Origin of the sequence: Klebsiella sp. I138 (assembly GCF_051131765.1) — a bacterium.
In the GTDB taxonomy this organism is placed as follows: Bacteria; Pseudomonadota; Gammaproteobacteria; order Enterobacterales; family Enterobacteriaceae; genus Klebsiella.
In genome coordinates, this window is the sequence record NZ_CP180447.1 from 3,552,763 (window position 1) to 3,574,045 (window position 21,283).

At 56.1% G+C, this 21,283-nt stretch carries 21 protein-coding genes; 13 read left to right on the forward strand and 8 right to left on the reverse strand.

Annotated features, from left to right (window positions below):
• Positions 1 to 73: 73 nt before the first annotated feature.
• Both iolB and ACMYSK_RS16585 read right to left on the reverse strand, forming a co-directional pair.
• A complete protein-coding gene (gene iolB / locus ACMYSK_RS16580) occupies positions 74 to 883 on the reverse strand; it encodes a 5-deoxy-glucuronate isomerase (protein WP_434636988.1) in 810 nt (269 codons plus the stop codon).
• 18 nt (positions 884 to 901) lie between these two features.
• Positions 902 to 2,407: a CoA-acylating methylmalonate-semialdehyde dehydrogenase gene (locus ACMYSK_RS16585; protein WP_434636990.1), complete on the reverse strand. Its 1,506-nt coding sequence runs from the start codon at positions 2,405 to 2,407 to the stop codon at positions 902 to 904.
• Positions 2,408 to 2,759: 352 nt separating this feature from the next.
• Here ACMYSK_RS16585 and ACMYSK_RS16590 point away from each other — a divergent pair, with 352 nt between their 5' ends.
• Positions 2,760 to 3,581, forward strand: coding sequence for a TIM barrel protein (locus tag ACMYSK_RS16590; protein ID WP_434636992.1), 822 nt, complete (start codon positions 2,760 to 2,762; stop codon positions 3,579 to 3,581).
• A 98-nt stretch (positions 3,582 to 3,679) separates the two neighbouring features.
• A complete protein-coding gene (locus ACMYSK_RS16595) occupies positions 3,680 to 5,182 on the forward strand; it encodes a helicase HerA-like C-terminal domain-containing protein (protein ID WP_434636994.1) in 1,503 nt (500 codons plus the stop codon).
• 39 nt (positions 5,183 to 5,221) lie between these two features.
• On the opposite strand, the gene lptG is transcribed toward ACMYSK_RS16595, so the two are convergent.
• Together lptG and lptF are read right to left on the reverse strand one after the other, a co-directional pair.
• A complete protein-coding gene (gene lptG, locus ACMYSK_RS16600; protein WP_434644170.1) occupies positions 5,222 to 6,304 on the reverse strand; it encodes an LPS export ABC transporter permease LptG in 1,083 nt (360 codons plus the stop codon).
• Entirely contained in the window at positions 6,304 to 7,401 is a 1,098-nt protein-coding gene (gene lptF / locus ACMYSK_RS16605) for an LPS export ABC transporter permease LptF (RefSeq protein ID WP_434636996.1), read from the reverse strand. The genes lptG and lptF overlap by 1 nt, the downstream gene beginning before the upstream one ends.
• Positions 7,402 to 7,668: 267 nt before the next feature.
• Between lptF and pepA the strand changes: the two genes are divergently transcribed.
• The 4 genes from pepA (at position 7,669) to ACMYSK_RS16625 (ending at position 13,289) form a co-directional block, all read left to right on the forward strand.
• A complete protein-coding gene (pepA, locus tag ACMYSK_RS16610) occupies positions 7,669 to 9,180 on the forward strand; it encodes a leucyl aminopeptidase (RefSeq protein ID WP_434636998.1) in 1,512 nt (503 codons plus the stop codon).
• A gap of 186 nt (positions 9,181 to 9,366) precedes the next feature.
• Complete coding sequence (holC, locus tag ACMYSK_RS16615; protein WP_434637000.1) at positions 9,367 to 9,810, forward strand: DNA polymerase III subunit chi; 444 nt, start codon at positions 9,367 to 9,369, stop codon at positions 9,808 to 9,810.
• Complete coding sequence (locus ACMYSK_RS16620; protein WP_434637002.1) at positions 9,810 to 12,665, forward strand: valine--tRNA ligase; 2,856 nt, start codon at positions 9,810 to 9,812, stop codon at positions 12,663 to 12,665. Before holC ends, ACMYSK_RS16620 begins: the two co-directional genes overlap by 1 nt.
• Before the next feature lie 120 nt (positions 12,666 to 12,785).
• On the forward strand, positions 12,786 to 13,289 hold the full coding sequence (locus tag ACMYSK_RS16625) for a GNAT family N-acetyltransferase (protein ID WP_434637004.1): 504 nt from the start codon (positions 12,786 to 12,788) through the stop codon (positions 13,287 to 13,289).
• Positions 13,290 to 13,399: 110 nt separating this feature from the next.
• Here ACMYSK_RS16625 and miaE read toward each other — a convergent pair whose 3' ends face one another.
• Positions 13,400 to 14,164 carry a tRNA isopentenyl-2-thiomethyl-A-37 hydroxylase MiaE gene (miaE, locus tag ACMYSK_RS16630; RefSeq protein WP_434637006.1) on the reverse strand — a complete coding sequence of 255 codons (765 nt, stop codon included), beginning with the start codon at positions 14,162 to 14,164 and terminating at the stop codon, positions 13,400 to 13,402.
• Positions 14,165 to 14,334: 170 nt separating this feature from the next.
• Complete coding sequence (gene rraB, locus ACMYSK_RS16635; RefSeq protein WP_434637008.1) at positions 14,335 to 14,760, reverse strand: ribonuclease E inhibitor RraB; 426 nt, start codon at positions 14,758 to 14,760, stop codon at positions 14,335 to 14,337.
• A 98-nt stretch (positions 14,761 to 14,858) separates the two neighbouring features.
• Here rraB and argL point away from each other — a divergent pair, with 98 nt between their 5' ends.
• Positions 14,859 to 14,954: a putative translational regulatory protein ArgL gene (argL, locus tag ACMYSK_RS16640; RefSeq protein ID WP_434637010.1), complete on the forward strand. Its 96-nt coding sequence runs from the start codon at positions 14,859 to 14,861 to the stop codon at positions 14,952 to 14,954.
• On the forward strand, positions 14,924 to 15,928 hold the full coding sequence (gene argF / locus ACMYSK_RS16645; RefSeq protein ID WP_434637012.1) for an ornithine carbamoyltransferase: 1,005 nt from the start codon (positions 14,924 to 14,926) through the stop codon (positions 15,926 to 15,928). The genes argL and argF overlap by 31 nt, the downstream gene beginning before the upstream one ends.
• 101 nt (positions 15,929 to 16,029) lie before the next feature.
• On the opposite strand, the gene ACMYSK_RS16650 is transcribed toward argF, so the two are convergent.
• Positions 16,030 to 16,482: a YhcH/YjgK/YiaL family protein gene (locus ACMYSK_RS16650; RefSeq protein ID WP_434637015.1), complete on the reverse strand. Its 453-nt coding sequence runs from the start codon at positions 16,480 to 16,482 to the stop codon at positions 16,030 to 16,032.
• Between the two features lie 193 nt (positions 16,483 to 16,675).
• Between ACMYSK_RS16650 and ACMYSK_RS16655 the strand changes: the two genes are divergently transcribed.
• The 5 genes from ACMYSK_RS16655 to ridA all read left to right on the forward strand — a co-directional run bounded on the left by ACMYSK_RS16655 (position 16,676) and on the right by ridA (position 18,781).
• Positions 16,676 to 16,780, forward strand: coding sequence for a pyrBI operon leader peptide (locus tag ACMYSK_RS16655; RefSeq protein WP_080773194.1), 105 nt, complete (start codon positions 16,676 to 16,678; stop codon positions 16,778 to 16,780).
• Positions 16,755 to 16,814, forward strand: a complete 60-nt coding sequence (locus tag ACMYSK_RS16660; RefSeq protein ID WP_112150686.1) for a pyrBI operon leader peptide — start codon at positions 16,755 to 16,757, stop codon at positions 16,812 to 16,814. The genes ACMYSK_RS16655 and ACMYSK_RS16660 overlap by 26 nt, the downstream gene beginning before the upstream one ends.
• A 2-nt stretch (positions 16,815 to 16,816) precedes the next feature.
• Complete coding sequence (gene pyrB, locus ACMYSK_RS16665) at positions 16,817 to 17,752, forward strand: aspartate carbamoyltransferase (RefSeq protein ID WP_434637017.1); 936 nt, start codon at positions 16,817 to 16,819, stop codon at positions 17,750 to 17,752.
• Between the two features lie 12 nt (positions 17,753 to 17,764).
• Complete coding sequence (pyrI, locus tag ACMYSK_RS16670) at positions 17,765 to 18,226, forward strand: aspartate carbamoyltransferase regulatory subunit (protein WP_434637019.1); 462 nt, start codon at positions 17,765 to 17,767, stop codon at positions 18,224 to 18,226.
• A gap of 168 nt (positions 18,227 to 18,394) precedes the next feature.
• A complete protein-coding gene (gene ridA / locus ACMYSK_RS16675) occupies positions 18,395 to 18,781 on the forward strand; it encodes a 2-iminobutanoate/2-iminopropanoate deaminase (RefSeq protein WP_004857278.1) in 387 nt (128 codons plus the stop codon).
• A gap of 59 nt (positions 18,782 to 18,840) precedes the next feature.
• Here ridA and ACMYSK_RS16680 read toward each other — a convergent pair whose 3' ends face one another.
• Positions 18,841 to 21,234 (reverse strand): beta-N-acetylhexosaminidase, encoded by a 2,394-nt coding sequence (locus ACMYSK_RS16680; protein ID WP_434637021.1) that lies wholly within the window; start codon positions 21,232 to 21,234, stop codon positions 18,841 to 18,843.
• Between the last annotated feature and the right edge of the window lie 49 nt (positions 21,235 to 21,283).

Below are 21,283 nucleotides of genomic sequence, written 5' to 3' on the forward strand. Positions count from 1 at the left end.
TCGCCGGATAAAACCGGCGATAAAAAAAGGCCGCTAAACCAAGTTTAGCGGCCTTTTTTACATCGATGACGCGTCAGTCGTGACGAGGATAATCAGGACTGTTAATCCACGCATGATCCTCTTCCCAGGTGAACAGCCACTTGCGATCCGGCCCGGCCATCACATTCAGATAATAGCTGTCGTAGCCGGCAATCGCCGCCACCGGATGATAACCGCGCGGCACCATCACCACATCGTGGTTATACGGCGCCATGCAGGCATCCAGGCTACGATCATCGGTATACACCCGCTGGAAGGCAAAGCCCTGCGGCGGATCGAAACGATGGTAGTAGGTCTCTTCGAGCTGGGTCTCTTTGCCCGGCTGCGCGGTATCATGTTTATGCGACGGCCAGGAGCTGGTCGCGCCCTCATCGGTATACACTTCGACCACCAGCAGGCAGTCGGCCTGCGCATTATCCGGCAGAATATTGTGCACCAGGCGCTGATTGCGTCCCTTGCCACGATGCTCAACGCCCACATCCTGCGGACGAATCACCCGCGCCGGCAGCGTCCCTTTCCCCGGCGCGCTGCACACGGCCAGCTCAAGGTCGGAATCCGCCGTCACCTCAACTTTATCCTGCGTCGGGACATACACCGACCACGGCGGCGTACGCTCAAACGGCGACATACGCTGCCCCAGGTTGGGAAAATCGGCCTTCGTCGTTTTGACCGATGCCAGCCCGGCAACCAGCACCAGGCACAGCTCACGGTCGCCGCTTTCCAGGGTAATGCTTTGTCCTTTTTTCAGCATCCACACATCAAAACCGATATAGCGCCAACCGGCGCTTTGCGGCGTGATGTGCTGGATCTGCCCCTCTTTTCGTGACTTAGCCAGTAACGACATGGCGTTCTCCTTCGCCGATTAGCCCAACGTCGGCATGCTGAATTCAGATACGGTTTGCTGCCCTTCCGGCCAGCGCACGGTGGCGGTTTTCATGCGGGTATAGAAGCGTACGCCGTCAGGACCATGGACGTTGAGGGCGCCAAATACCGAGCGTTTCCAGCCGCCAAAACTGTGGAAGGCCATCGGTACCGGAACCGGTACGTTCACCCCGACCATCCCGGCCTGGACATCGTGCACGAATTCGCGTGCGGTGTGTCCATTGCTGGTGAAGACGGCGCTCCCGTTACCAAATTCGTGGCTGTTCACCAGCTCCAGCGCGCTGTGATAGTCCGCCACGCGGACAATACCCAGCACTGGCCCAAAAATCTCTTCCCGCCAGATGGTCATATCAGGCGTGACGTTGTCGAACAGCGTACCGCCGACGTAGTACCCGTCGTCATAGCCTGACACGCGCAGCCTGCGTCCGTCGACTACCAGTTTTGCCCCTTCGCTGGCACCTTTATCGATATAACCCAGCACTTTCTTCTGGTGGGTATCGGAAACGACCGGGCCCATTTCGTTCTCTTCTTTGCCGCGCATGCATCCCGGCCCGACTTTCAGCGCTTCCACCAGCGGCTTCAGGCGCGCAATCAGTTTGTCCGCCGTTTCATCGCCCACCGCCACCACCACCGGCAGCGCCATGCAGCGCTCGCCCGCGGAACCAAACGCGCCGCCCATAATGGCGTTGACCGTGGCATCCAGGTCCGCATCCGGCATCACGATAGCGTGGTTTTTCGCCGCGCCAAAGGCCTGCACGCGTTTACCATGCGCGCTGGCGGTTTTGTAGATATATTCGGCGACACCGGAAGAGCCCACGAAGCTGACCGCCGCAATGCGCGGGTCGGTGTAGAGCTGTTCGGCATCATCGTTGCTGCAATGGATAACGTTAAAAACGCCGTCCGGCAGGCCCGCTTCCTTCAGCAGTTCGGCAAGGCGGACCGCAGCGGTTGGCGCCAGCGCTGGCGGTTTCAGAATAAAACTGTTACCGCAGGCCAGGGCCAGAGGGAACATCCACATCGGCACCATCGCCGGGAAGTTAAACGGCGTAATCCCCGCCACCACGCCCAGCGGCTGCATCAGCGAATAGCAGTCCACTCCGGTGCCAACGTCGGATGAATACTCACCTTTGATCAGATGTGGAATACCACAGGCAAACTCAACGACTTCCAGACCACGGGTCAGCTCACCCAGCGCATCTGACCACACCTTGCCGTGCTCGCTAACGATGATGCCTGCCAGCTCTTCAGCGTGCTGTTCAAGCAGCATTTTAAAGTTGAACAGCACGCGGGCGCGGCGCAGCGGCGTGGTGCGCGACCAGCTTTCAAACGCATCACGGGCAACCTGAATGGCATCAGAGACTTCCTGAGCGGTCGACAAAGTGACTTCGCGCACCACCTTGCCCGTCGCCGGGTCATACACCGGCATCGTTTCATTGCTGCTGCTGGTGACGGTTTTCCCGCCAATAAAGTTTCCTGTGATCGTCATCTTCTCGCCTCATGGTGTTGGAAGGCCAACGGTGCGGCCCGTTTCCGATTTTGCTGTGCTATAACCGTAGTAAAATGAAACTTATATTTCAATATTGATGTGAAATGAAATTCCATTTTGGTGATGACTGTCGCATTTCCCGGCAACAGCACTTCAGTTTCGCAAAGAAAGCGCGATCGAAAAGGTTCAGGCGCGACGCATTCTGTGACCAATGCCTGCCAGGCAATGAAAGTACGATTATTTGAGAAGCAGCTCAAATAACCACCATTTCAGTCATTGCTAATTTTGGAATAAACGTTTTGACTTACATGCAATCGAACGAACCCAACCTATCGTCTTTCAGGAGAGCCATATGGCTATCGCACTGCATCGTTTCTGCCTTAATCGCAAGATCGCCCCATCCCTGAGCATTGAGGCCTTTTTCCGTCTGGTGAACAGCCTTGGGCTGAATAAGGTCGAGCTGCGTAATGATTTGCCCGGGGGCAAGGTGACCGACGATCTGAGCCATCAGCAGGTACGCGAACTGGCCGACCGCTACCATATTGAGATTCTGACCATCAATGCGGTTTATCCTTTCAATTGCCGTACCGAGCAGGTTCGCAGCCTGACCGAATCCCTGCTGAAAGAAGCCCAGGCCATTGGCGCTAAATCGCTGGTGCTGTGCCCGCTGAACGATGGCAGCGAAGTGCCGGCCAGCGAAACGCTAAATGCGCTGCGCGATCTGTCACCACTGTTCTCGTTTTACGGCGTACGGGGTCTGGTTGAACCACTGGGTTTCCCACAAAGTTCTCTGCGTTCAGCCGCGCAGGCGCAGACGCTGATCCGCGATGCAAAAGTGCCGTTCAAGCTGCTGATTGATACCTTCCATCACCATCTTTATCCGCTGGCGGATGCTGAGTTTAGCCAGGTGGATATCGCTGATATCGGCCTGGTGCACCTTTCCGGGGTGGAAGACTCTCGCCCACGGGAAAGCCTGACCGATGACGAACGCATCATGCTGACGGCAAAAGATCGGCTGCAAACCTGCGAGCAAATCAAGCATCTGGAAGCTCGGGGCTACCAGGGCGTGTATGCGTTCGAACCGTTTGCACCGCAGCTGGTATCCTGGCGTGAAGAGGATATCCGCCGCGAGACGGAACGGAGCATCGCCCTGATTCAACAGCATTGCGCCTGAGGGAAATCAACGCCACGCCCGGCGAATGCAGCGATTTCTCACGTCGGTTTGCGGCCAGTTTGCCTATAATCGACGCAGGATAAATGGAGGAATCGATCATGAGTTCACCCCTGCTGATTGCCCGAACCCTGGAAAAACAGCTGCATTTGCTACCTGGAATGGCCAACCGCCACGGCCTGATTACCGGTGCGACCGGCACCGGTAAAACCGTCACCCTGCAAAAGCTGGCGGAGTCATTTTCAGACATCGGTGTTCCGGTCTTTATGGCCGATGTGAAAGGTGATCTGACCGGGATTGCCGAGGCGGGTCAACGCTCGGAAAAACTGCAAACCCGACTGGAGAAAATCGGCGTCACCGACTGGCAGCCCCACGCTAACCCGGTGGTGGTGTGGGATATTTTCGCCGAAAAAGGCCACCCGATAAGGGCTACGGTCTCCGACCTCGGGCCGCTGCTGCTGGCGCGGTTGCTCAACCTTAACGAGGTCCAGTCCGGAGTGCTAAATATCATCTTCCGTATCGCCGACGATCGCGGCCTACTGCTGCTCGACTTCAAAGATTTACGCGCGATCACCCAGTACATCGGCGATAACGCCAAAACCTTTCAGAACCAGTACGGCAACATCAGCAGCGCCTCGGTCGGGGCGATTCAGCGCGGCCTGCTGACCCTGGAGCAGCAAGGTGCCGAGCACTTTTTCGGCGAGCCGATGCTCGATATCCAGGACTGGATGCGCCTCGATGAAAACGGTAAAGGGGTGATTAATATCCTCAGCGCTGAAAAGCTGTATCAGATGCCAAAACTCTACGCGGCCAGCCTGCTGTGGATGCTCTCTGAACTCTACGAACGCCTGCCGGAAGCGGGCGATCTCGACAAGCCGAAGCTGGTCTTTTTCTTCGACGAGGCGCACCTGTTATTTAACGATGCACCTCAGGTGCTGCTGGATAAAATCGAGCAGGTTATCCGGCTGATTCGTTCGAAAGCCGTCGGGGTTTACTTCGTATCACAGAACCCGTCGGATATTCCCGACGCAGTCCTTGGCCAGTTGGGCAACCGCGTGCAACATGCTCTGCGCGCCTTTACGCCGAAAGATCAGAAAGCGGTAAAAACCGCGGCGCAGACCATGCGCGCCAACCCGGCCTTCAGCACCGAACAGGCTATTCAGGAGCTGGGTACCGGCGAAGCGCTGATCTCCTTCCTGGATGAGAAAGGCAGCCCGTCGGTGGTCGAACGCGCGATGGTTATCGCCCCGTGTTCCCGAATGGGGCCAGTAACCGACGACGAGCGTAACGGCCTGATTAACCACTCCGCGCTGTACGGTAAATACGAAGACGCCGTCGATCGCGAGTCCGCCTTTGAAATGCTGCAAAAAGGCGTTCAGGCGACCACCGAACAACAGGCAGCACCGCCGGCAAAAGGCCAGGCGGACGGCGCTGACGATGGTCTTCTTGGCGGGCTGAAAGATATTTTATTTGGTACCACCGGCCCGCGCGGCGGCAAGCATGATGGGATTGTACAAACGGCGGCGAAAAGCGCGGTTCGGCAGGTAACGAATCAGATAGTCAGGGGCATGCTGGGGAGCTTACTCGGCGGGCGAAAACGGTAGTGCTATCCCCCTCTCTGCGAAAGAGAGGGGGACGTCGGGCTAGTTCCTTCTCATCATCAGCCAGAGGCTTATCAGGAAGAAACTGGCGCTTGGCAGCAGCGCACCGATAATGGGCGGGATACCGTAGACCAGCGTCAGCGGGCCAAAAATCTGGTCCAGCACGTAGAAGATAAAGCCAAAGCTGATCCCGGTGACTACCCTCACCCCCATCGCCACGCTGCGCAGCGGGCCGAAGATAAACGACAGCGCCATCAGCATCATCACCGCGACCGACAGCGGCTGGAAGATTTTGCTCCACATATTAAGCTGGTAGCGCCCCGGATCCTGTCCACTGGACTTCAGATAGGTCACGTAGTTATGTAACCCGCTGATCGACAGCGCGTCCGGGTCAAGAGCGACCACGCCCAGCTTGTCGGGCGTCAGTTTGGTTTTCCAGGTCCCGCTGACCATCTGCGAGCCGGTTATCTGTTTCGGGTTGGTCAGGTCAGACTCATCGACCTGCGACAGGCGCCAGACTTTGTTGTCGTTGTCGAATTTAGCCGAAGCGGCATAGCGCACGGTCTGCAAACGGCGCTGGTCGTTAAACGCGTAAATACTCACGCCGCCCAGTTCATCGTTTCCCTTCACTCGTTCAATATAAACAAAGTTATGGCCATCTTTCGCCCACAGCCCCTGCTGGGTGGACAGCAGCGACCCGCCGTACATTTGCTGAGCGCGGTAGTTACGCGCCATTTGCTCGCCCTGCGGCGCCACCCATTCGCCGATTGCCATCGTCAGCAGCACCAGCGGAATCGCAGTTTTCATCACCGCCATCGCCACCTGCAAACGGGTGAAGCCGGAGGCCTGCATAACCACCAACTCGCTGCGCTGCGCCAGCATACCGAGGCCCAGCAGCGCGCCAAGCAGCGCCGCCATGGGGAAGAAAATCTGCACGTCTTTCGGCACGCTGAGAATGGTATACAGCCCGGCGCCCAGCGCGTCATAGCTGCCCTGGCCCGCTTTTTTCAGCTGATCGACAAACTTGATAATGCCCGAGAGTGAAACCAGCATGAACAGCGTCATCATGATGGTGTTGAAAATCGTCCGACCGATATAACGGTCAAGTACGCCAAAGGCCTGCATCACACCGCTCCTTTGTTAAAACGGGCACGGAAGCGGCGCATCGGCACCGTATCCCACAGGTTTAGCAGCACGGCCAGCGCGAAATAGAGCAGGTTAATCCCCCACATCCAGATCATCGGGTCGATTTTACCTTTACTCCCGTTTGACTTAATCGAGGTTTGCAGCAGGAAGAAGACCAGGTACAGCAGCATCGCTGGCAGCATCGACAGCACGCGCCCCTGACGCGGGTTCACCACGCTCAGCGGAACCACCATCAACGCCATAATGAACACCGTCGCCACCAGCGTGAAGCGCCAGTGCAGCTCGGCGCGGGCGCTGTCAGTGTCGGTATGCCACAGCGAGAACATCCCCATCTGATCGGTGTTGTCAGGATCCGAGGATACCGCCTGATGGCCAATAATGGCCTGATAGTTTTTAAAATCAGTGATGCGGAAATCACGCAGCATCGCGGTACCTTCAAAGCGAGTGCCTTGATTCATGGTCACCACCTGCGAGCCGTCTTTCTTCTGCGTCAGCTCACCAGAATCCGCCACAACCACCGACGGGCGCGCATTGCCCTTCGGCTTCAGCTGCGCCAGGAAGACATCATGGAAGCGCTTACCGTTGACGTTTTCAATAAACAGCACCGCGCTGCCGTCGCTGGCCTGTTGAAACTGGCCCTGGGCTAGCGCGGCCATGCCGGGGTTAGCTTTGGCTTCTGCCAGCACCTCGTCCTGATGACGGGACGACCAGGGGCCGGCCCACATGACGTTTACCGCCGCCACAGCACCGGTAAACAGCGCGAGGATCATCGCGGCTTTCACCAGCACGGCCTTACTCAGGCCGCAGGCATGCATTACCGTGATTTCACTTTCGGTATACAGTTTGCCCAGCGTCATCAGCAGCCCGAGGAATAAACTCAGAGGCAGAATGAGCTGCGCCATTTCCGGTACGCCCAGCCCTAACAGCGAGAGCACCAAATTTGTCGGGATATCGCCATCTACCGCGGCACCGAGGATCCTGACCAGTTTCTGGCAAAAGAAAATGAGTAACAGGATGAATAGGATCGCCAACTGGCTTTTCAGCGTCTCACGAACCAGATATCTTATGATTATCACTATAAATACGCCCGTAAAAACCCGTCTTATTGCAGGAAAATTGCTTGTTTCATGGCTTAAACGTCATTTATTCTCTTTGGTCTTCGAAATCATCGCTAAGATTAAATGACTTATTGGTTCCGCGTATCAGGTTTTTTTCTGACGAACCAAAGCCGTAATAACGTTAAGATTAACACGAAGTCACCGCAACAGCGGACATGAGTTACGAAAGCTTTCAATTCTATCCGTAGCCACCGTCGTTGTCTTTAAGATTCAGGAGCGTAGTGCATGGAGTTCAGTGTAAAAAGCGGTAGCCCGGAGAAACAGCGGAGTGCCTGTATCGTAGTCGGCGTCTTTGAACCGCGTCGCCTCTCCCCGATTGCCGAACAACTCGATAAAATCAGTGACGGTTATATCAGCGCGCTGCTGCGTCGCGGTGAACTGGAAGGAAAACCTGGCCAGACGCTGCTGCTGCACCATGTGCCAAATATTCTGTCAGAACGTATTCTGCTGATTGGCTGTGGCAAAGAGCGTGAACTGGACGAGCGTCAGTACAAACAGGTCATTCAGAAAACCATTAATACTTTGAATGATACCGGTTCAATGGAAGCGGTCTGCTTCCTGACTGAACTGCACGTGAAAGGTCGTAACAACTACTGGAAAGTTCGCCAGGCCGTTGAGACCGCCAAAGAGACGCTGTACAGCTTCGATCAGCTGAAAACCAACAAAAGCGAGCCGCGTCGTCCGCTGCGCAAAATGGTCTTCAACGTCCCGACCCGTCGCGAGCTGACCAGCGGCGAACGCGCCATCCAGCACGGACTGGCTATTGCTTCCGGCATCAAAGCGGCAAAAGATCTTGGCAACATGCCGCCAAACATCTGCAACGCGGCCTATCTTGCTTCTCAGGCCCGCCAGCTGGCCGACACCTACAGCAAAAATGTCGTCACTCGCGTGATCGGCGAACAGCAGATGAAAGAGCTGGGGATGAACTCTTACCTGGCCGTCGGCAATGGTTCGCAGAACGAATCGCTGATGTCGGTGATTGAATACAAAGGTAATCCGGCGGAAGACGCGCGTCCAATCGTGCTGGTCGGCAAGGGGCTGACCTTTGACTCCGGCGGCATCTCGATCAAGCCTGCCGAAGGCATGGACGAGATGAAGTACGATATGTGCGGCGCTGCGGCGGTCTACGGCGTGATGCGTATGGTGGCAGAATTACAGCTGCCACTGAACGTGATTGGCGTGCTTGCCGGCTGTGAAAACATGCCAGGCGGCCGCGCCTATCGTCCGGGCGATGTCCTGACGACGATGTCCGGTCAGACGGTTGAAGTACTCAATACCGATGCGGAAGGCCGTCTGGTGCTGTGCGATGTGCTGACCTATGTCGAACGTTTCGAGCCAGAAGCCGTCATTGACGTGGCGACGCTGACCGGCGCCTGCGTGATTGCGCTGGGCCATCACATCACCGGCCTGATGTCTAACCACAATCCGCTGGCCCACGAGCTGATCGGCGCATCCGAGCTGGCAGGCGACCGCGCATGGCGCTTACCGCTGGGCGATGAATTCCAGGATCAGCTGGAGTCTAACTTCGCGGATATGGCCAACATCGGCGGGCGTCCTGGCGGCGCGATTACCGCCGGCTGCTTCCTGTCGCGCTTTGCCCGTAAATACAACTGGGCGCACCTGGATATTGCCGGTACCGCATGGCGCTCCGGGAAAGCCAAAGGCGCCACCGGTCGTCCGGTCGCCCTGCTGTCGCAGTTCCTGCTCAACCGCGCCGGTTTTAACGGCGAAGAGTAAAACAAATCGTACCCGGTAGGCCTGACTTGCCGGGTTCAGTTCCCCCATTACATTCTATACCCTCTGGATTTCAGGTTGCATCGCGGCGGCAACCGCGCGAATCTCCAGGAGCATAGATAACTATGTGGCTGGGGTGAGTGAGGGCAGCCAACAAAGAGGCAGCCAGAAAGACAATGGGTATAGATTATGAAGAATGCGACGTTCTACCTGCTCGATAACGACAACACCGCCGACGGCCTGAGCGCCGTCGAGCAGCTGGTGTGTGACGTTGCCGCAGAACGTTGGCGCAGCGGCAAACGCGTGCTCATCGCCTGTGAAGACGAGCAGCAGGCCATCCGTCTGGATGAAGCGCTGTGGGCACGACCTCCGGAAAGTTTCGTCCCGCATAATCTGGCGGGAGAAGGCCCCAGAGGTGGAGCGCCGGTGGAGATTGCCTGGCCGCAAAAGCGCAACAGCAGCCCGCGGGATATTCTGATCAGTCTGCGGGTAAACTTTGCAGATTTTGCCACCGCTTTCACAGAAGTGATAGACTTTGTCCCTTACGAAGATTCTCTGAAACAACTGGCGCGCGAACGCTACAAAGCGTATCGCATGGCTGGTTTCAACCTGAATACGGCAACCTGGAAATAATGGAAAAGACATACAACCCACAAGATATCGAACAGCCGCTCTACGAGCACTGGGAAAAGCAGGGCTATTTCAAACCGAATGGTGATGAAAGCCAGGAGAGCTTCTGCATCATGATCCCGCCGCCGAACGTCACCGGCAGTTTGCATATGGGTCATGCCTTCCAGCAAACCATCATGGATACCATGATTCGCTACCAGCGCATGCAGGGTAAAAATACTCTGTGGCAGGCCGGTACCGACCACGCGGGTATTGCAACCCAAATGGTGGTTGAGCGTAAGATTGCCGCAGAAGAAGGAAAAACCCGCCACGACTACGGTCGCGATGCCTTTATCGATAAAATCTGGCAGTGGAAAGCGGAATCCGGCGGCACCATTACCCGTCAGATGCGTCGCCTTGGCAACTCCGTGGACTGGGAGCGTGAGCGCTTCACCATGGATGAAGGCCTCTCCAATGCCGTCAAAGAAGTCTTTGTGCGCCTGTACAAAGAAGATCTGATCTACCGCGGTAAGCGCCTGGTCAACTGGGACCCGAAACTGCGCACCGCAATCTCCGATCTGGAAGTGGAAAACCGCGAGTCTAAAGGCTCGATGTGGCACATCCGCTACCCGCTGGCCGATGGCGCGAAAACCGCCGATGGCAAAGATTACCTCGTGGTTGCCACCACTCGTCCGGAAACCCTGCTGGGCGATACCGGCGTGGCCGTTAACCCGGAAGACCCGCGTTACAAAGACCTGATTGGCAAATTCATCGTTCTGCCGCTGGTCAACCGCCGCATTCCGATCGTCGGCGACGAACACGCTGATATGGAAAAAGGCACCGGCTGCGTGAAAATCACCCCGGCGCATGACTTTAACGACTACGAAGTCGGCAAACGTCATCAGCTGCCGATGATCAACATTCTGACCTTTGACGGCGATATCCGTGAAAGCGCGGAAGTGTATGACACCAAAGGCAACGAATCCGACGTTTACGCTAATGAAATCCCGGCAGAATTCCAGAAAATGGAACGCTTTGCCGCGCGTAAAGCGGTGGTTGCCGCTATTGACGCGTTGGGCCTGCTCGAAGAAATCAAACCACACGACCTGACCGTGCCGTACGGCGATCGCGGCGGCGTGGTTATCGAGCCGATGCTGACCGACCAGTGGTACGTGCGTGCCGATGTGCTGGCGAAACCGGCCGTGGAAGCGGTTGAAAATGGCGACATCCAGTTCGTACCGAAACAGTACGAAAACATGTACTTCTCCTGGATGCGCGATATTCAGGACTGGTGTATTTCCCGTCAGCTGTGGTGGGGTCACCGGATCCCGGCATGGTACGACAACGACGGTAACGTCTACGTTGGCCGCACCGAAGACGAAGTGCGTCAGGAAAATAACCTGGCCGCTGACGTGGCACTGCGTCAGGACGAAGACGTTCTGGATACCTGGTTCTCTTCAGCGCTGTGGACCTTCTCTACCCTCGGCTGGCCGGAAAATACCGATGCGCTGCGTCAGTTCCACCCGACCAGCGTAATGGTCTCCGGCTTCGACATCATCTTCTTCTGGATTGCCCGCATGATCATGATGACCATGCACTTCATCAAAGATGAAAACGGCAAGCCGCAGGTTCCGTTCAAGACCGTCTATATGACCGGCCTGATTCGCGACGACGAAGGGCAGAAGATGTCCAAATCCAAGGGCAACGTGATTGACCCGCTGGATATGGTTGATGGCATCTCCCTGCCGGATCTGCTGGAGAAACGCACCGGTAATATGATGCAGCCGCAGCTGGCAGAAAAAATCGCCAAACGTACGGAAAAACAGTTCCCGAACGGCATCGAACCGCACGGCACCGACGCCCTGCGCTTCACCCTGGCGGCGCTGGCCTCTACCGGTCGCGACATCAACTGGGATATGAAGCGTCTGGAAGGTTATCGTAACTTCTGTAACAAGCTGTGGAACGCCAGCCGCTTCGTGCTGATGAACACCGAAGATCAGGATTGCGGCTTCAACGGCGGCGAGAAAGTGCTGTCGCTGGCTGACCGTTGGATCCTCGCCGAATTCAATCAGACCGTGAAAGCATACCGCGAAGCGCTGGATAACTTCCGCTTCGATATCGCCGCAGGTATCCTGTATGAGTTCACCTGGAACCAGTTCTGCGACTGGTATCTGGAGCTGACCAAACCGGTGATGACCGGCGGTTCTGAGGCTGAGCTTCGCGGCACTCGTAACACGCTAGTCACCGTACTGGAAGGTCTGCTGCGCCTGGCGCACCCGATCATTCCATTCATCACCGAAACCATCTGGCAGCGTGTGAAAACCATCGTCGGCATCGACGTGGACACCATCATGCTGCAGCCGTTCCCGGCTTACGATGCAGCGCAGGTTGATGCTGCGGCGCTGGCCGATACCGAATGGCTGAAGCAGGCTATCATCGCCGTACGTAACATCCGTGCGGAAATGAACATCGCGCCGGGTAAACCGCTTGAATTGCTGCTGCGTGGCTGCAGCGCCGACGCTCAGCGTCGCGTGAGTGATAACCAGAGCTTCCTGCAGTCCATGGCGCGTCTGGAAAGCATCACCGTGCTGCCTGCGGACGAGAAAGGCCCGGTTTCGGTGACCAAAATCATCGATGGCGCCGAACTGCTGATCCCGATGGCGGGTCTCATCAACAAAGAAGATGAACTGGCGCGTCTGGCAAAAGAAGTGGCGAAAATCGAAGGTGAAATCAGCCGTATCGAGAGCAAACTGTCTAACGAAGGTTTCGTCGCCCGCGCACCGGAAGCGGTTATCGCTAAAGAACGCGAGAAGCTGGAAGGTTATGCAGAAGCCAAAAGCAAACTGATCGAGCAGCAGGCCGTGATCGCCGCGCTGTAATCCTCCCGCCCCTTGCGCTGTCAGGCAAGGGGCGTTTTTATCCGCGATACCCGCTTGCACTCCCCCCGCTCCCGATGTTATTAACAACACCATCCACCCTTTTTTGCTATGAGAAATCGTATGAATACGATCGCGACCGTGACGGCATCACTGCGCCGCATTACCGCTGAAGACAATGCCGCTATCGCCAACGTTATCCGCCAGGTTTCTGCGGAGTACGGGCTGACGGCAGATAAAGGCTACACGGTAGCCGATCCCAATCTGGATGAGCTGTTTGAGCTTTACAGTCAGCCGGGCTCCGCTTACTGGGTGGTGGAACAAGATGGTCGGGTTGTCGGTGGCGGTGGTATTGCCCCGCTGGCCCATAGCGAACCGGATATCTGCGAGCTGCAGAAAATGTATTTTATGACCTCCGCCCGCGGCCAGGGGCTGGCGAAAAAACTGGCGCTGCTCGCGCTGGATCATGCTCGCGAGCAGGGTTTTAAACGCTGCTACCTGGAAACAACAGCCTTTTTGAAAGAGGCGGTGGGGCTATACGAGCACCTTGGTTTCGCCCATATTGACGGGCCGCTTGGCAGTACTGGCCACGTCGATTGCGAAGTGCGGATGCTAAAAGCGCTGTAGCCTCTCAGCTCAGTGCTCCTCCCCGGTGGCGCTACGCTGACCGCGTTACGGGTTCGTGCGGTTTCTTAGCCCGGACAGGTGCATAGCAGCGCCTTCGGGAGCAATCTCTTTCAGGCGCTGACCGGGACGCCGCTGTGAAAGCGGAATTCGGCCTCCGGGGCGTTAATCAGCGCCGCCTCCGCCTCTCCAAGCTGGTGAATACGTTCGCTGATATCCTCTTCGGCAATCTGCTGCGCCAGATCCAGATAGTCCTGGTAGTGCCGCGCTTCCGAGCGCAGCAGCGACAGGTAGAATTTTTGCAGATCGTCATTCAGCCACGGCGCCAGCGCGGCAAACCGTTCGCAGGAGCGCGCTTCAATATAGGCTCCGCAGATCAGCTTATCGATAAGCATCACCGGTTCATGGGAACGCACCTCTCTACGCAGACCGCGGGCGTAATTGCTGGCGGTGATTTTGACGTAAGGAATATCGTGGGCCAACATCATTTCCCGCACCTGCCAGAAATGATGCAGCTCTTCTTTAATCAGCAGCACCATGTTGTCGATCAGTTGACGGCCCCAGGGATCGTCGGTTTGCGGCATCGTGCTTTTATTGATCTGTTTATGCAGCGCCACGAAATCCGGCTCGGGTCCCCAGCGGTAGGTAAAATCTTCATACGGCTTCAGGCAGGCCAGCAGCTCATCGGCCCCTTCTTTATCAGCGACATATTTACGCACCAGCAGCAGCGCGTTTTGCGCCGCTTTTAGCTCGCAGACCATATGGTCCGTCAGCAGTAGCGGGAGATTTTCCGGTTTGCGGGCTTCATCAATCCACGCCTGTGGCGTCGGGCAGTGCAGGAAATTGCGTACGGGGGCGAGTATTTGCGGGTAGTCCATGGAGGTTCCTTGCTATACGGTAACGGCCACCGGCCATTACCGTATCCAAATATACACAAAATCATTCAGGGTATAACGAGACGAAACCCCGGCGACATCATTCTCTTTGTCGTCGGGGTTTCTGTGCGTAGCCAGCAAAACGCGGCCTGAAGGATGACGTGCAGACTTGCTTAGTGGCGAACGCCGTCGTCGTCTTCATCGACGAGATCTTCGTCATCTTCTTCATCGCCATCTTCGCCGTTCGGGTCTTCGTAGTAAGTGCCCCAACCGTCATATTCCACGCCGAATTTTTCTGCCAGGGTCATCAGTTGCTCAACCTGGGCGTCAATCAGTTCCACCTTCAGTGCGCTTTCGCTCAGGATGTCACAGCAGATAACCACTTCACCTTCTTCCACTTCCAGCTCTTCCGGCTCGGTCACTTCGTAACCCAGTTTGAAGGCTTCTACCGCCACTTTCTCCAGCGTTTCGAAGTCGTCGGCAGAGAGATGGTGTTCAATGGTGTACAGCGCGTCCGGATCGCTGCCGTCTTCGAGCAGCTCTTCGATAATCAGACGCGTTTCTTCACGCTGTTCTTCCAGTAGTTCCGGGTTTGCCATGGCTCGTTCCTCATAATGTGCGACAGATACTTCTATTGTCACATACCGCCGTGATTGCCTCCACCTTTGTGCGAAAGATTTGTGCAACGGGGTTGCAAATGAATATTCATACATATAAATTGAATTTTAATTCAATAAGTGGCTTAAGCCATGTGAGGGAATCATGTCCGCGTTTTACCAGAAGCATTTTTTAAAATTACTTGATTTTACCCCTGCTGAAATCACCACCCTGCTGAAGATGGCGGCAAGACTGAAAACCGATAAGAAAAACGGTATTGAAATCCAGCATCTTGCAGGGAAAAACATCGCGCTCATCTTCGAAAAAGACTCCACCCGTACACGATGCTCTTTCGAAGTTGCCGCATTTGATCAGGGTGCCCGCGTGACGTATCTCGGGCCAAGCGGTAGCCAGATCGGCCATAAAGAATCGATTAAAGATACCGCCCGCGTGCTGGGCCGGATGTATGACGGCATTCAGTATCGTGGCCATGGGCAGGGAATTGTCGAAACGCTCGCCCGCTATGCTGGCGTACCGGTGTGGAACGGCCTGACCAACGAGTTTCACCCCACCCAGCTGCTGGCGGATTTGCTGACCATGCAGGAGCATCTGCCGGGGAAAGCCTTTAACGAAATGACCCTGGTCTATGCCGGTGATGCCCGCAACAATATGGGTAATTCCATGCTGGAAGCCGCGGCGTTGACCGGGCTGGATCTGCGCCTGGTTGCCCCGGCAGCCTGCTGGCCAGAAGCGAGCCTGGTGGCCGAATGCCAGGCGTTGGCGCAGAAAAACGGCGGCAACATCACCCTGACCGACGATATTGCGGCCGGCGTGAAGGGCGCAGACTTTATCTATACCGACGTGTGGGTATCGATGGGCGAGGCCAAAGAGAAATGGGCGGAGCGCATCGCGCTACTGCGTGCTTACCAGGTGAATAGCGAAATGATGGCGCTGACCGGCAATCCGCAGGTGAAGTTCCTGCACTGCCTGCCTGCCTTCCATGACGATCAGACCACGCTTGGCCAGCAGATGGCGGCTGAATACGGCCTGCATGGCGGCATGGAAGTGACCGACGAAGTTTTTGAGTCGGCGGCAAGCATTGTCTTCGACCAGGCAGAGAACCGCATGCATACCATCAAAGCGGTTATGGTCGCGACGCTCAGTAAATAACGGGCCTGGTACGATTCCCCCTGGAGGTGGCTCTCTTATGCCAGTCCGGGCTACCAGACCGTACCAAACCCTTACCCCGGCCCGCACCGCCGGGGTATTTCTTATGGCATCAGTACCTTCACCACCGCCTTGCGTACTTTGGCCGGTTCCCCCACGGCACATAGCGGTTTATGCACTTCGCCTGGGTAAAACACCACAAAATCTCCCGCGTTCAGGATGATGGTTTTCTCCTCTTCGCCGGCGGACAGAAACGCAATGTCCTTTTCTGCCAGCCAGTCAATATCCGGCGTGCCGGCAGGCTGGGTGCTGAACGTCATGGCTTCCTGGCCACGCAGCACAATCTGGATATCCAGATAGCGCGCATGATATTCGGCGCGACGGGCGGCGAGAGGTTCCGTCGTGTCTTCCGAAATCATATAAAACAGATTGTTACCGTCAATATCGTATTTGCCGAGCGGTGTCTCTTCGCTGACGTTGGCTTTGACGTGCTCAATCGCCTGACGCAGCGCGTCCGGTAGCCAGGCCTGCAGATGATGAATGTGACCAACGATCATAATAACCCTCAAAGATAAAACAGCTTTTCATTTTTGTTTTTATACGCCCCTTCAAACTGCCATACCACCTCTTTTTTGCGGTTTTTTGCGCTGGCGCAGCCTTATCGAAGCAATCGTTTTCTTGTTTGTGTACTAATCGCTTGATCCGAAATTTGAGCTGCGTATAATGCCGGTCGATTTGCCGGGAGGAAGCATGGTCTACTGCGTACGACATTCTGTCTTACCGCGTCTGAAAACAGGCGCTGGCGTAGCGTTTTTCTTTCCGTTGCTCAATGAATTCTCGAAGCCCCTTATTTAAGGGGCTTTTTTTTTGCCCAGGCGTCAGGAGATAAACATGGCTAACCCGCTATATCAAAAACATATCATTTCCATAAACGATCTCAGCCGAGAAGACCTCGAACTGGTACTGGCGACCGCTGCAAAACTGAAAGCGAATCCACAGCCGGAACTGCTGAAGCACAAGGTTATCGCCAGCTGTTTCTTTGAAGCCTCCACCCGCACCCGTCTGTCGTTTGAAACCTCGATGCACCGTCTCGGCGCCAGCGTGGTGGGTTTTTCTGACAGCAGCAACACCTCCCTGGGCAAAAAAGGGGAAACCCTGGCCGACACGATTTCGGTCATCAGCACCTACGTTGACGCGATAGTCATGCGCCACCCGCAGGAAGGGGCTTCGCGACTGGCGACCGAATTTTCCGGCGGGATCCCGGTCCTCAACGCCGGCGATGGCGCTAACCAGCACCCGACGCAGACCCTGCTGGATCTGTTCACCATTCAGGAAACCCAGGGCCGCCTGGAGAACCTCAACGTCGCGATGGTCGGTGACCTCAAGTATGGCCGCACCGTCCATTCACTGACCCAGGCACTGGCGAAATTTAACGGCAACCGCTTCTACTTTATCGCCCCGGATGCGCTGGCGATGCCGCAGTACATCCTCGATATGCTGGATGAGAAAGGCATTGCCTGGAGCGTACATAGCGCCATCGATGAGGTGATGGAAGAGGTGGATATTCTGTACATGACCCGCGTACAGAAAGAGCGTCTTGATCCGTCGGAGTACGCCAACGTGAAGGCGCAGTTTGTCCTGCGCGCCACCGACCTTGAAGGCGCACGTCAGAATATGAAAGTGCTGCACCCGCTGCCGCGCATTGATGAAATCACCACCGATGTCGATAAAACGCCGCACGCCTGGTACTTCCAGCAGGCCGGCAACGGCATCTTCGCGCGCCAGGCGTTACTGGCACTGGTACTGAATAGCGAGCTGGCTCTGTAAGGGGAAACGACCATGACACACGATAATAAATTGCAGGTAGAAGCCATCAAACGTGGCACCGTCATCGACCACATCCCTGCACAGGTGGGCTTTAAGCTGCTGACGCTGTTCAAGCTGACCGAAACCGATCAGCGTATCACCATCGGCCTGAACCTGCCGTCAGGCGAAATGGGCCGCAAGGACCTGGTGAAAATTGAGAATACCTTCCTGACCGACGAGCAGGTTAACCAGCTGGCGCTGTATGCCCCGCATGCGACGGTTAACCGTATCGACGATTATGAAGTGGTCGGTAAGTCACGCCCTAATCTGCCGGATCGGATTAACAACGTACTGATCTGCCCGAACAGCAACTGCATCAGCCATGCTGAGCCCGTCTCTTCCAGCTTTGCGGTGAAAAAACGGGAAAACGATATCGCGCTGAAGTGCAAATATTGTGAAAAAGAGTTTTCGCATTATGTGGTTCTGGCCAACTAATTGAGGTTGGTATTGGCTACCCGGCTCCCTATAATGGCCGGGTTCCATACGCGCTATCCTTCAAGCTGTTTCTTTGTTGGCCGTGCGGGCGGTTCGCCCCTTGCCGCATCGATGCAACTCGAAGGATTTTGCGTCACTACTTAATAATGCTGTTATTCAGGAGAACTCATGTCTAAAACTATCGCGACGGAAAATGCACCAGCAGCAATCGGCCCGTATGTTCAGGGTGTTGATCTGGGCAGCATGATCATCACTTCCGGCCAGATCCCCGTCGACCCGAAAACCGGTAGCGTGCCGGAAGATGTCGCCGCTCAGGCGCGCCAGTCTCTGGACAACGTCAAAGCTATCGTTGAAGCCGCAGGCCTGAAAGTCGGCGACATTGTTAAAACGACCGTATTCGTTAAAGATCTGAACGACTTCGCTACCGTGAATGCCGCTTATGAAGCGTTCTTTACCGAACATCACGCGACCTTCCCGGCGCGCTCCTGCGTTGAAGTGGCTCGTCTGCCGAAAGACGTGAAGATCGAAATTGAAGCGATCGCGATTCGTCGCTAATCATCGCTTTTCCCTCACCCATGCGCCTTTTTATCGCCGCGCCGGGTGAGGGAATTTAACTACTCGACCTTCGTCGCCCTCAGTAGTTTTTCCAGCGGGTAAACCGCCGCAATCACTAGCTCATCCTGCGTTTTCGCCGCTTCGTCCAGCTGTGCCTGGACCGACGCATACTCTTTATCGTCCAGCGTTCCCTGACGCGCTACCAGGTCGGTTAGCCGCAATCCCAACGTCGCCAGTTTATCCACCTGTGCCACCACCGGCTTTATTGCCGCCAGTTGATAGCTGTTTTCCGTCAGCGCCTGAGCATCGGCGATATTGTTTTGCCAGAGGGTAAAGATGTGGCGCAGCGCATCCGCGCTTTCACTGTCTTCGGCATCACTCGTCAAGCGCGCCGCCCAGCGGTCGAGGTTGCGCACGGTGAGACTTTCCGCAGGTAAAGCATCGGCAAGGCGGTTGAGCGGCTCAAACAGATGATAGTGGTCGGCCTGGAATTTCAGATGCTGGCGGGTGTAGTAGTGTGCAGGTTCCAGCGCCTGAGCGAGAATTTGCAGCGGTAGCGTACTGCCGCCGTTGGCTAAACGCGTAAACTGCACCAGCTGCTGGCTATGCTGCTGCAGGCCAACCGAGACCGTTGACCAGCTGTCCATCGCCTGCAGCCGCTGATACATATTGTCGCTGTCGTTAACATCCTGCGCCGACCACAGACGCTCCGCCACCGCAAACGCCCGCGGCCAGAGTTTGATATCCAGCACCGGCGCCGCCACGTTTTCTGCCCACAGTGCGGCTTCACCACCGAGCAGATTCTTCTGCTGTTGCGCATCCGGCACCACCGGTGGCGTACCCTGAGGAATCGCCTCCAGCCGCTGCCCGCTAACCGGATATCGGGTATTGCCAAGCAGGAAGTAGCCGCTCAGTTTGTCATCGTTCACGGTTAATACCGGTCGGGTCTCCCCCATCCAGGTATCCACGCGGAAGGTCAGTCGATCGTCATCGCTCCATTCAATATCCTGCACGGCACGGCGAGACTTACCTTTAAAATCAACAAACCCGCGCCATCCACCCTCTCCTTTTACCAGCGTAAAGCTCCCCTCAACCGCACTACCCTTCAGTCGCGGCATGGAGAAACTCCAGCTCTGCGCGCTGTCATTATCCCCAATCGTATCCACGCCGTTCAGCCCCTGCGGTACGATCTCATTGCGATAGTGATAGGCGGTATACTGCGGCTGGTCGAGATAGAAACCGGTGGAGAGAATCCCTCGATAGCCCTGCTTTGCCACCTCGCCAAGCGCGTCCTGGCCCTGCCAGGACTGGATCAGAATGCTTTTCGGCAGGTCCGGGTGATAAATTTCATCCCAGCCCACCATCTGGCGGTGGTATTTTTCGAGGATCGACTCCAGCCTGCGATTGAAGTAAGCCTGCAATGCGTGGCTATCGGCCAGCCCTTTCTCACGCATAAATGCCTGAATTGCCGGGTTCGCTTTCCACTGACTGTCGTCAACTTCATCCCCGCCGATGTGCAGATACGGGTCCGGGAAGATAGCCGCCAGTTCACCGATCATCACCTCAGCAAAAGCGTAGGTGGTCTCTTTAGTCGGATCGAGCACCGGTTTTAGAACACCCCAATGACGTTCCATTTCGTAGGGCCCAGGACCGCTCATCAGCTCCGGATAAGCCACCGCAATAGCGGAGGCGTGACCCGGCATATCGATTTCAGGCACCACCCGAATACCACGGTCCGCCGCGTAGCGGACGATCTCTTTCATCTGTGCCTGGGTATAAAACAGCCCGTCACTGGCTTTCTGTTGCAGCTTCGGATAGCGCGTCGAGGCAAAACGCCAGCCCTGATCGTCGGTCAGATGCCAGTGGAAAACGTTCAGTTTGGCCGCGGCCATACCGTCAATCTGGCGCTTAATAGCATCCAACGGCATAAAGTGGCGAGCGGAGTCCAGCAGCAGCCCGCGCCACGGGAAGCGCGGTGCATCATCAATCGTGACATAAGGAATGACGGTATTGTCTGCTCCGTTCTGGATCAGCTGAAGCAGCGTTTCCATCCCGCGCAGGGCGCCAAAACGGGTATTCGCCTTGAGGGTAATGCCCTCGGCGGTCACCTTCAGCTGGTAGCTTTCATCGCTGTCAGGACGGGGAATTGCCGGCACTTTTCTGGCAATGACCACGTTAATCGTCGGCGTTTTAGCCGGCGCCATTTGCGGTTGCAGCATCCAGCCGGTCTGGCGGGCAATACGCTCACGCCAGCGGGTGGCCGCTTCTGCCAAATCATCGCCGGTGACGTTCAGCGTCAGCTGATTATTCAACACCAGCGCACCCGACGTCTGCGGACGTTCAACGTGAGCGGGCCATGGCATCAGCGGCAGGTCGCCCGCCGGGGCGGCGCAGGCCAGGCCGCTGAGAATTAATCCGCTGGTCAGCAGGCCATAACGCACAGAGTTAAGCATGAGTTTTCCTTTTTATGACGGGCCAAAAAAAAGCAAAACATTGGGTTAA

What these genes read in the sequence shown, in the direction of transcription:
- iolB (WP_434636988.1), bottom strand. Translation starts at nt 883, where the DNA reads ATGTCGTTACTGGCTAAGTCACGAAAAGAGGGGCAGATCCAGCACATC.
- ACMYSK_RS16585 (WP_434636990.1), bottom strand. Translation starts at nt 2,407, where the DNA reads ATGACGATCACAGGAAACTTTATTGGCGGGAAAACCGTCACCAGCAGC.
- ACMYSK_RS16590 (WP_434636992.1), top strand. Translation starts at nt 2,760, where the DNA reads ATGGCTATCGCACTGCATCGTTTCTGCCTTAATCGCAAGATCGCCCCA.
- ACMYSK_RS16595 (WP_434636994.1), top strand. Translation starts at nt 3,680, where the DNA reads ATGAGTTCACCCCTGCTGATTGCCCGAACCCTGGAAAAACAGCTGCAT.
- lptG (WP_434644170.1), bottom strand. Translation starts at nt 6,304, where the DNA reads ATGCAGGCCTTTGGCGTACTTGACCGTTATATCGGTCGGACGATTTTC.
- pepA (WP_434636998.1), top strand. Translation starts at nt 7,669, where the DNA reads ATGGAGTTCAGTGTAAAAAGCGGTAGCCCGGAGAAACAGCGGAGTGCC.
- holC (WP_434637000.1), top strand. Translation starts at nt 9,367, where the DNA reads ATGAAGAATGCGACGTTCTACCTGCTCGATAACGACAACACCGCCGAC.
- ACMYSK_RS16620 (WP_434637002.1), top strand. Translation starts at nt 9,810, where the DNA reads ATGGAAAAGACATACAACCCACAAGATATCGAACAGCCGCTCTACGAG.
- ACMYSK_RS16625 (WP_434637004.1), top strand. Translation starts at nt 12,786, where the DNA reads ATGAATACGATCGCGACCGTGACGGCATCACTGCGCCGCATTACCGCT.
- miaE (WP_434637006.1), bottom strand. Translation starts at nt 14,164, where the DNA reads ATGGACTACCCGCAAATACTCGCCCCCGTACGCAATTTCCTGCACTGC.
- rraB (WP_434637008.1), bottom strand. Translation starts at nt 14,760, where the DNA reads ATGGCAAACCCGGAACTACTGGAAGAACAGCGTGAAGAAACGCGTCTG.
- argL (WP_434637010.1), top strand. Translation starts at nt 14,859, where the DNA reads ATGAATATTCATACATATAAATTGAATTTTAATTCAATAAGTGGCTTA.
- argF (WP_434637012.1), top strand. Translation starts at nt 14,924, where the DNA reads ATGTCCGCGTTTTACCAGAAGCATTTTTTAAAATTACTTGATTTTACC.
- ACMYSK_RS16650 (WP_434637015.1), bottom strand. Translation starts at nt 16,482, where the DNA reads ATGATCGTTGGTCACATTCATCATCTGCAGGCCTGGCTACCGGACGCG.
- ACMYSK_RS16655 (WP_080773194.1), top strand. Translation starts at nt 16,676, where the DNA reads ATGGTCTACTGCGTACGACATTCTGTCTTACCGCGTCTGAAAACAGGC.
- pyrB (WP_434637017.1), top strand. Translation starts at nt 16,817, where the DNA reads ATGGCTAACCCGCTATATCAAAAACATATCATTTCCATAAACGATCTC.
- pyrI (WP_434637019.1), top strand. Translation starts at nt 17,765, where the DNA reads ATGACACACGATAATAAATTGCAGGTAGAAGCCATCAAACGTGGCACC.
- ridA (WP_004857278.1), top strand. Translation starts at nt 18,395, where the DNA reads ATGTCTAAAACTATCGCGACGGAAAATGCACCAGCAGCAATCGGCCCG.
- ACMYSK_RS16680 (WP_434637021.1), bottom strand. Translation starts at nt 21,234, where the DNA reads ATGCTTAACTCTGTGCGTTATGGCCTGCTGACCAGCGGATTAATTCTC.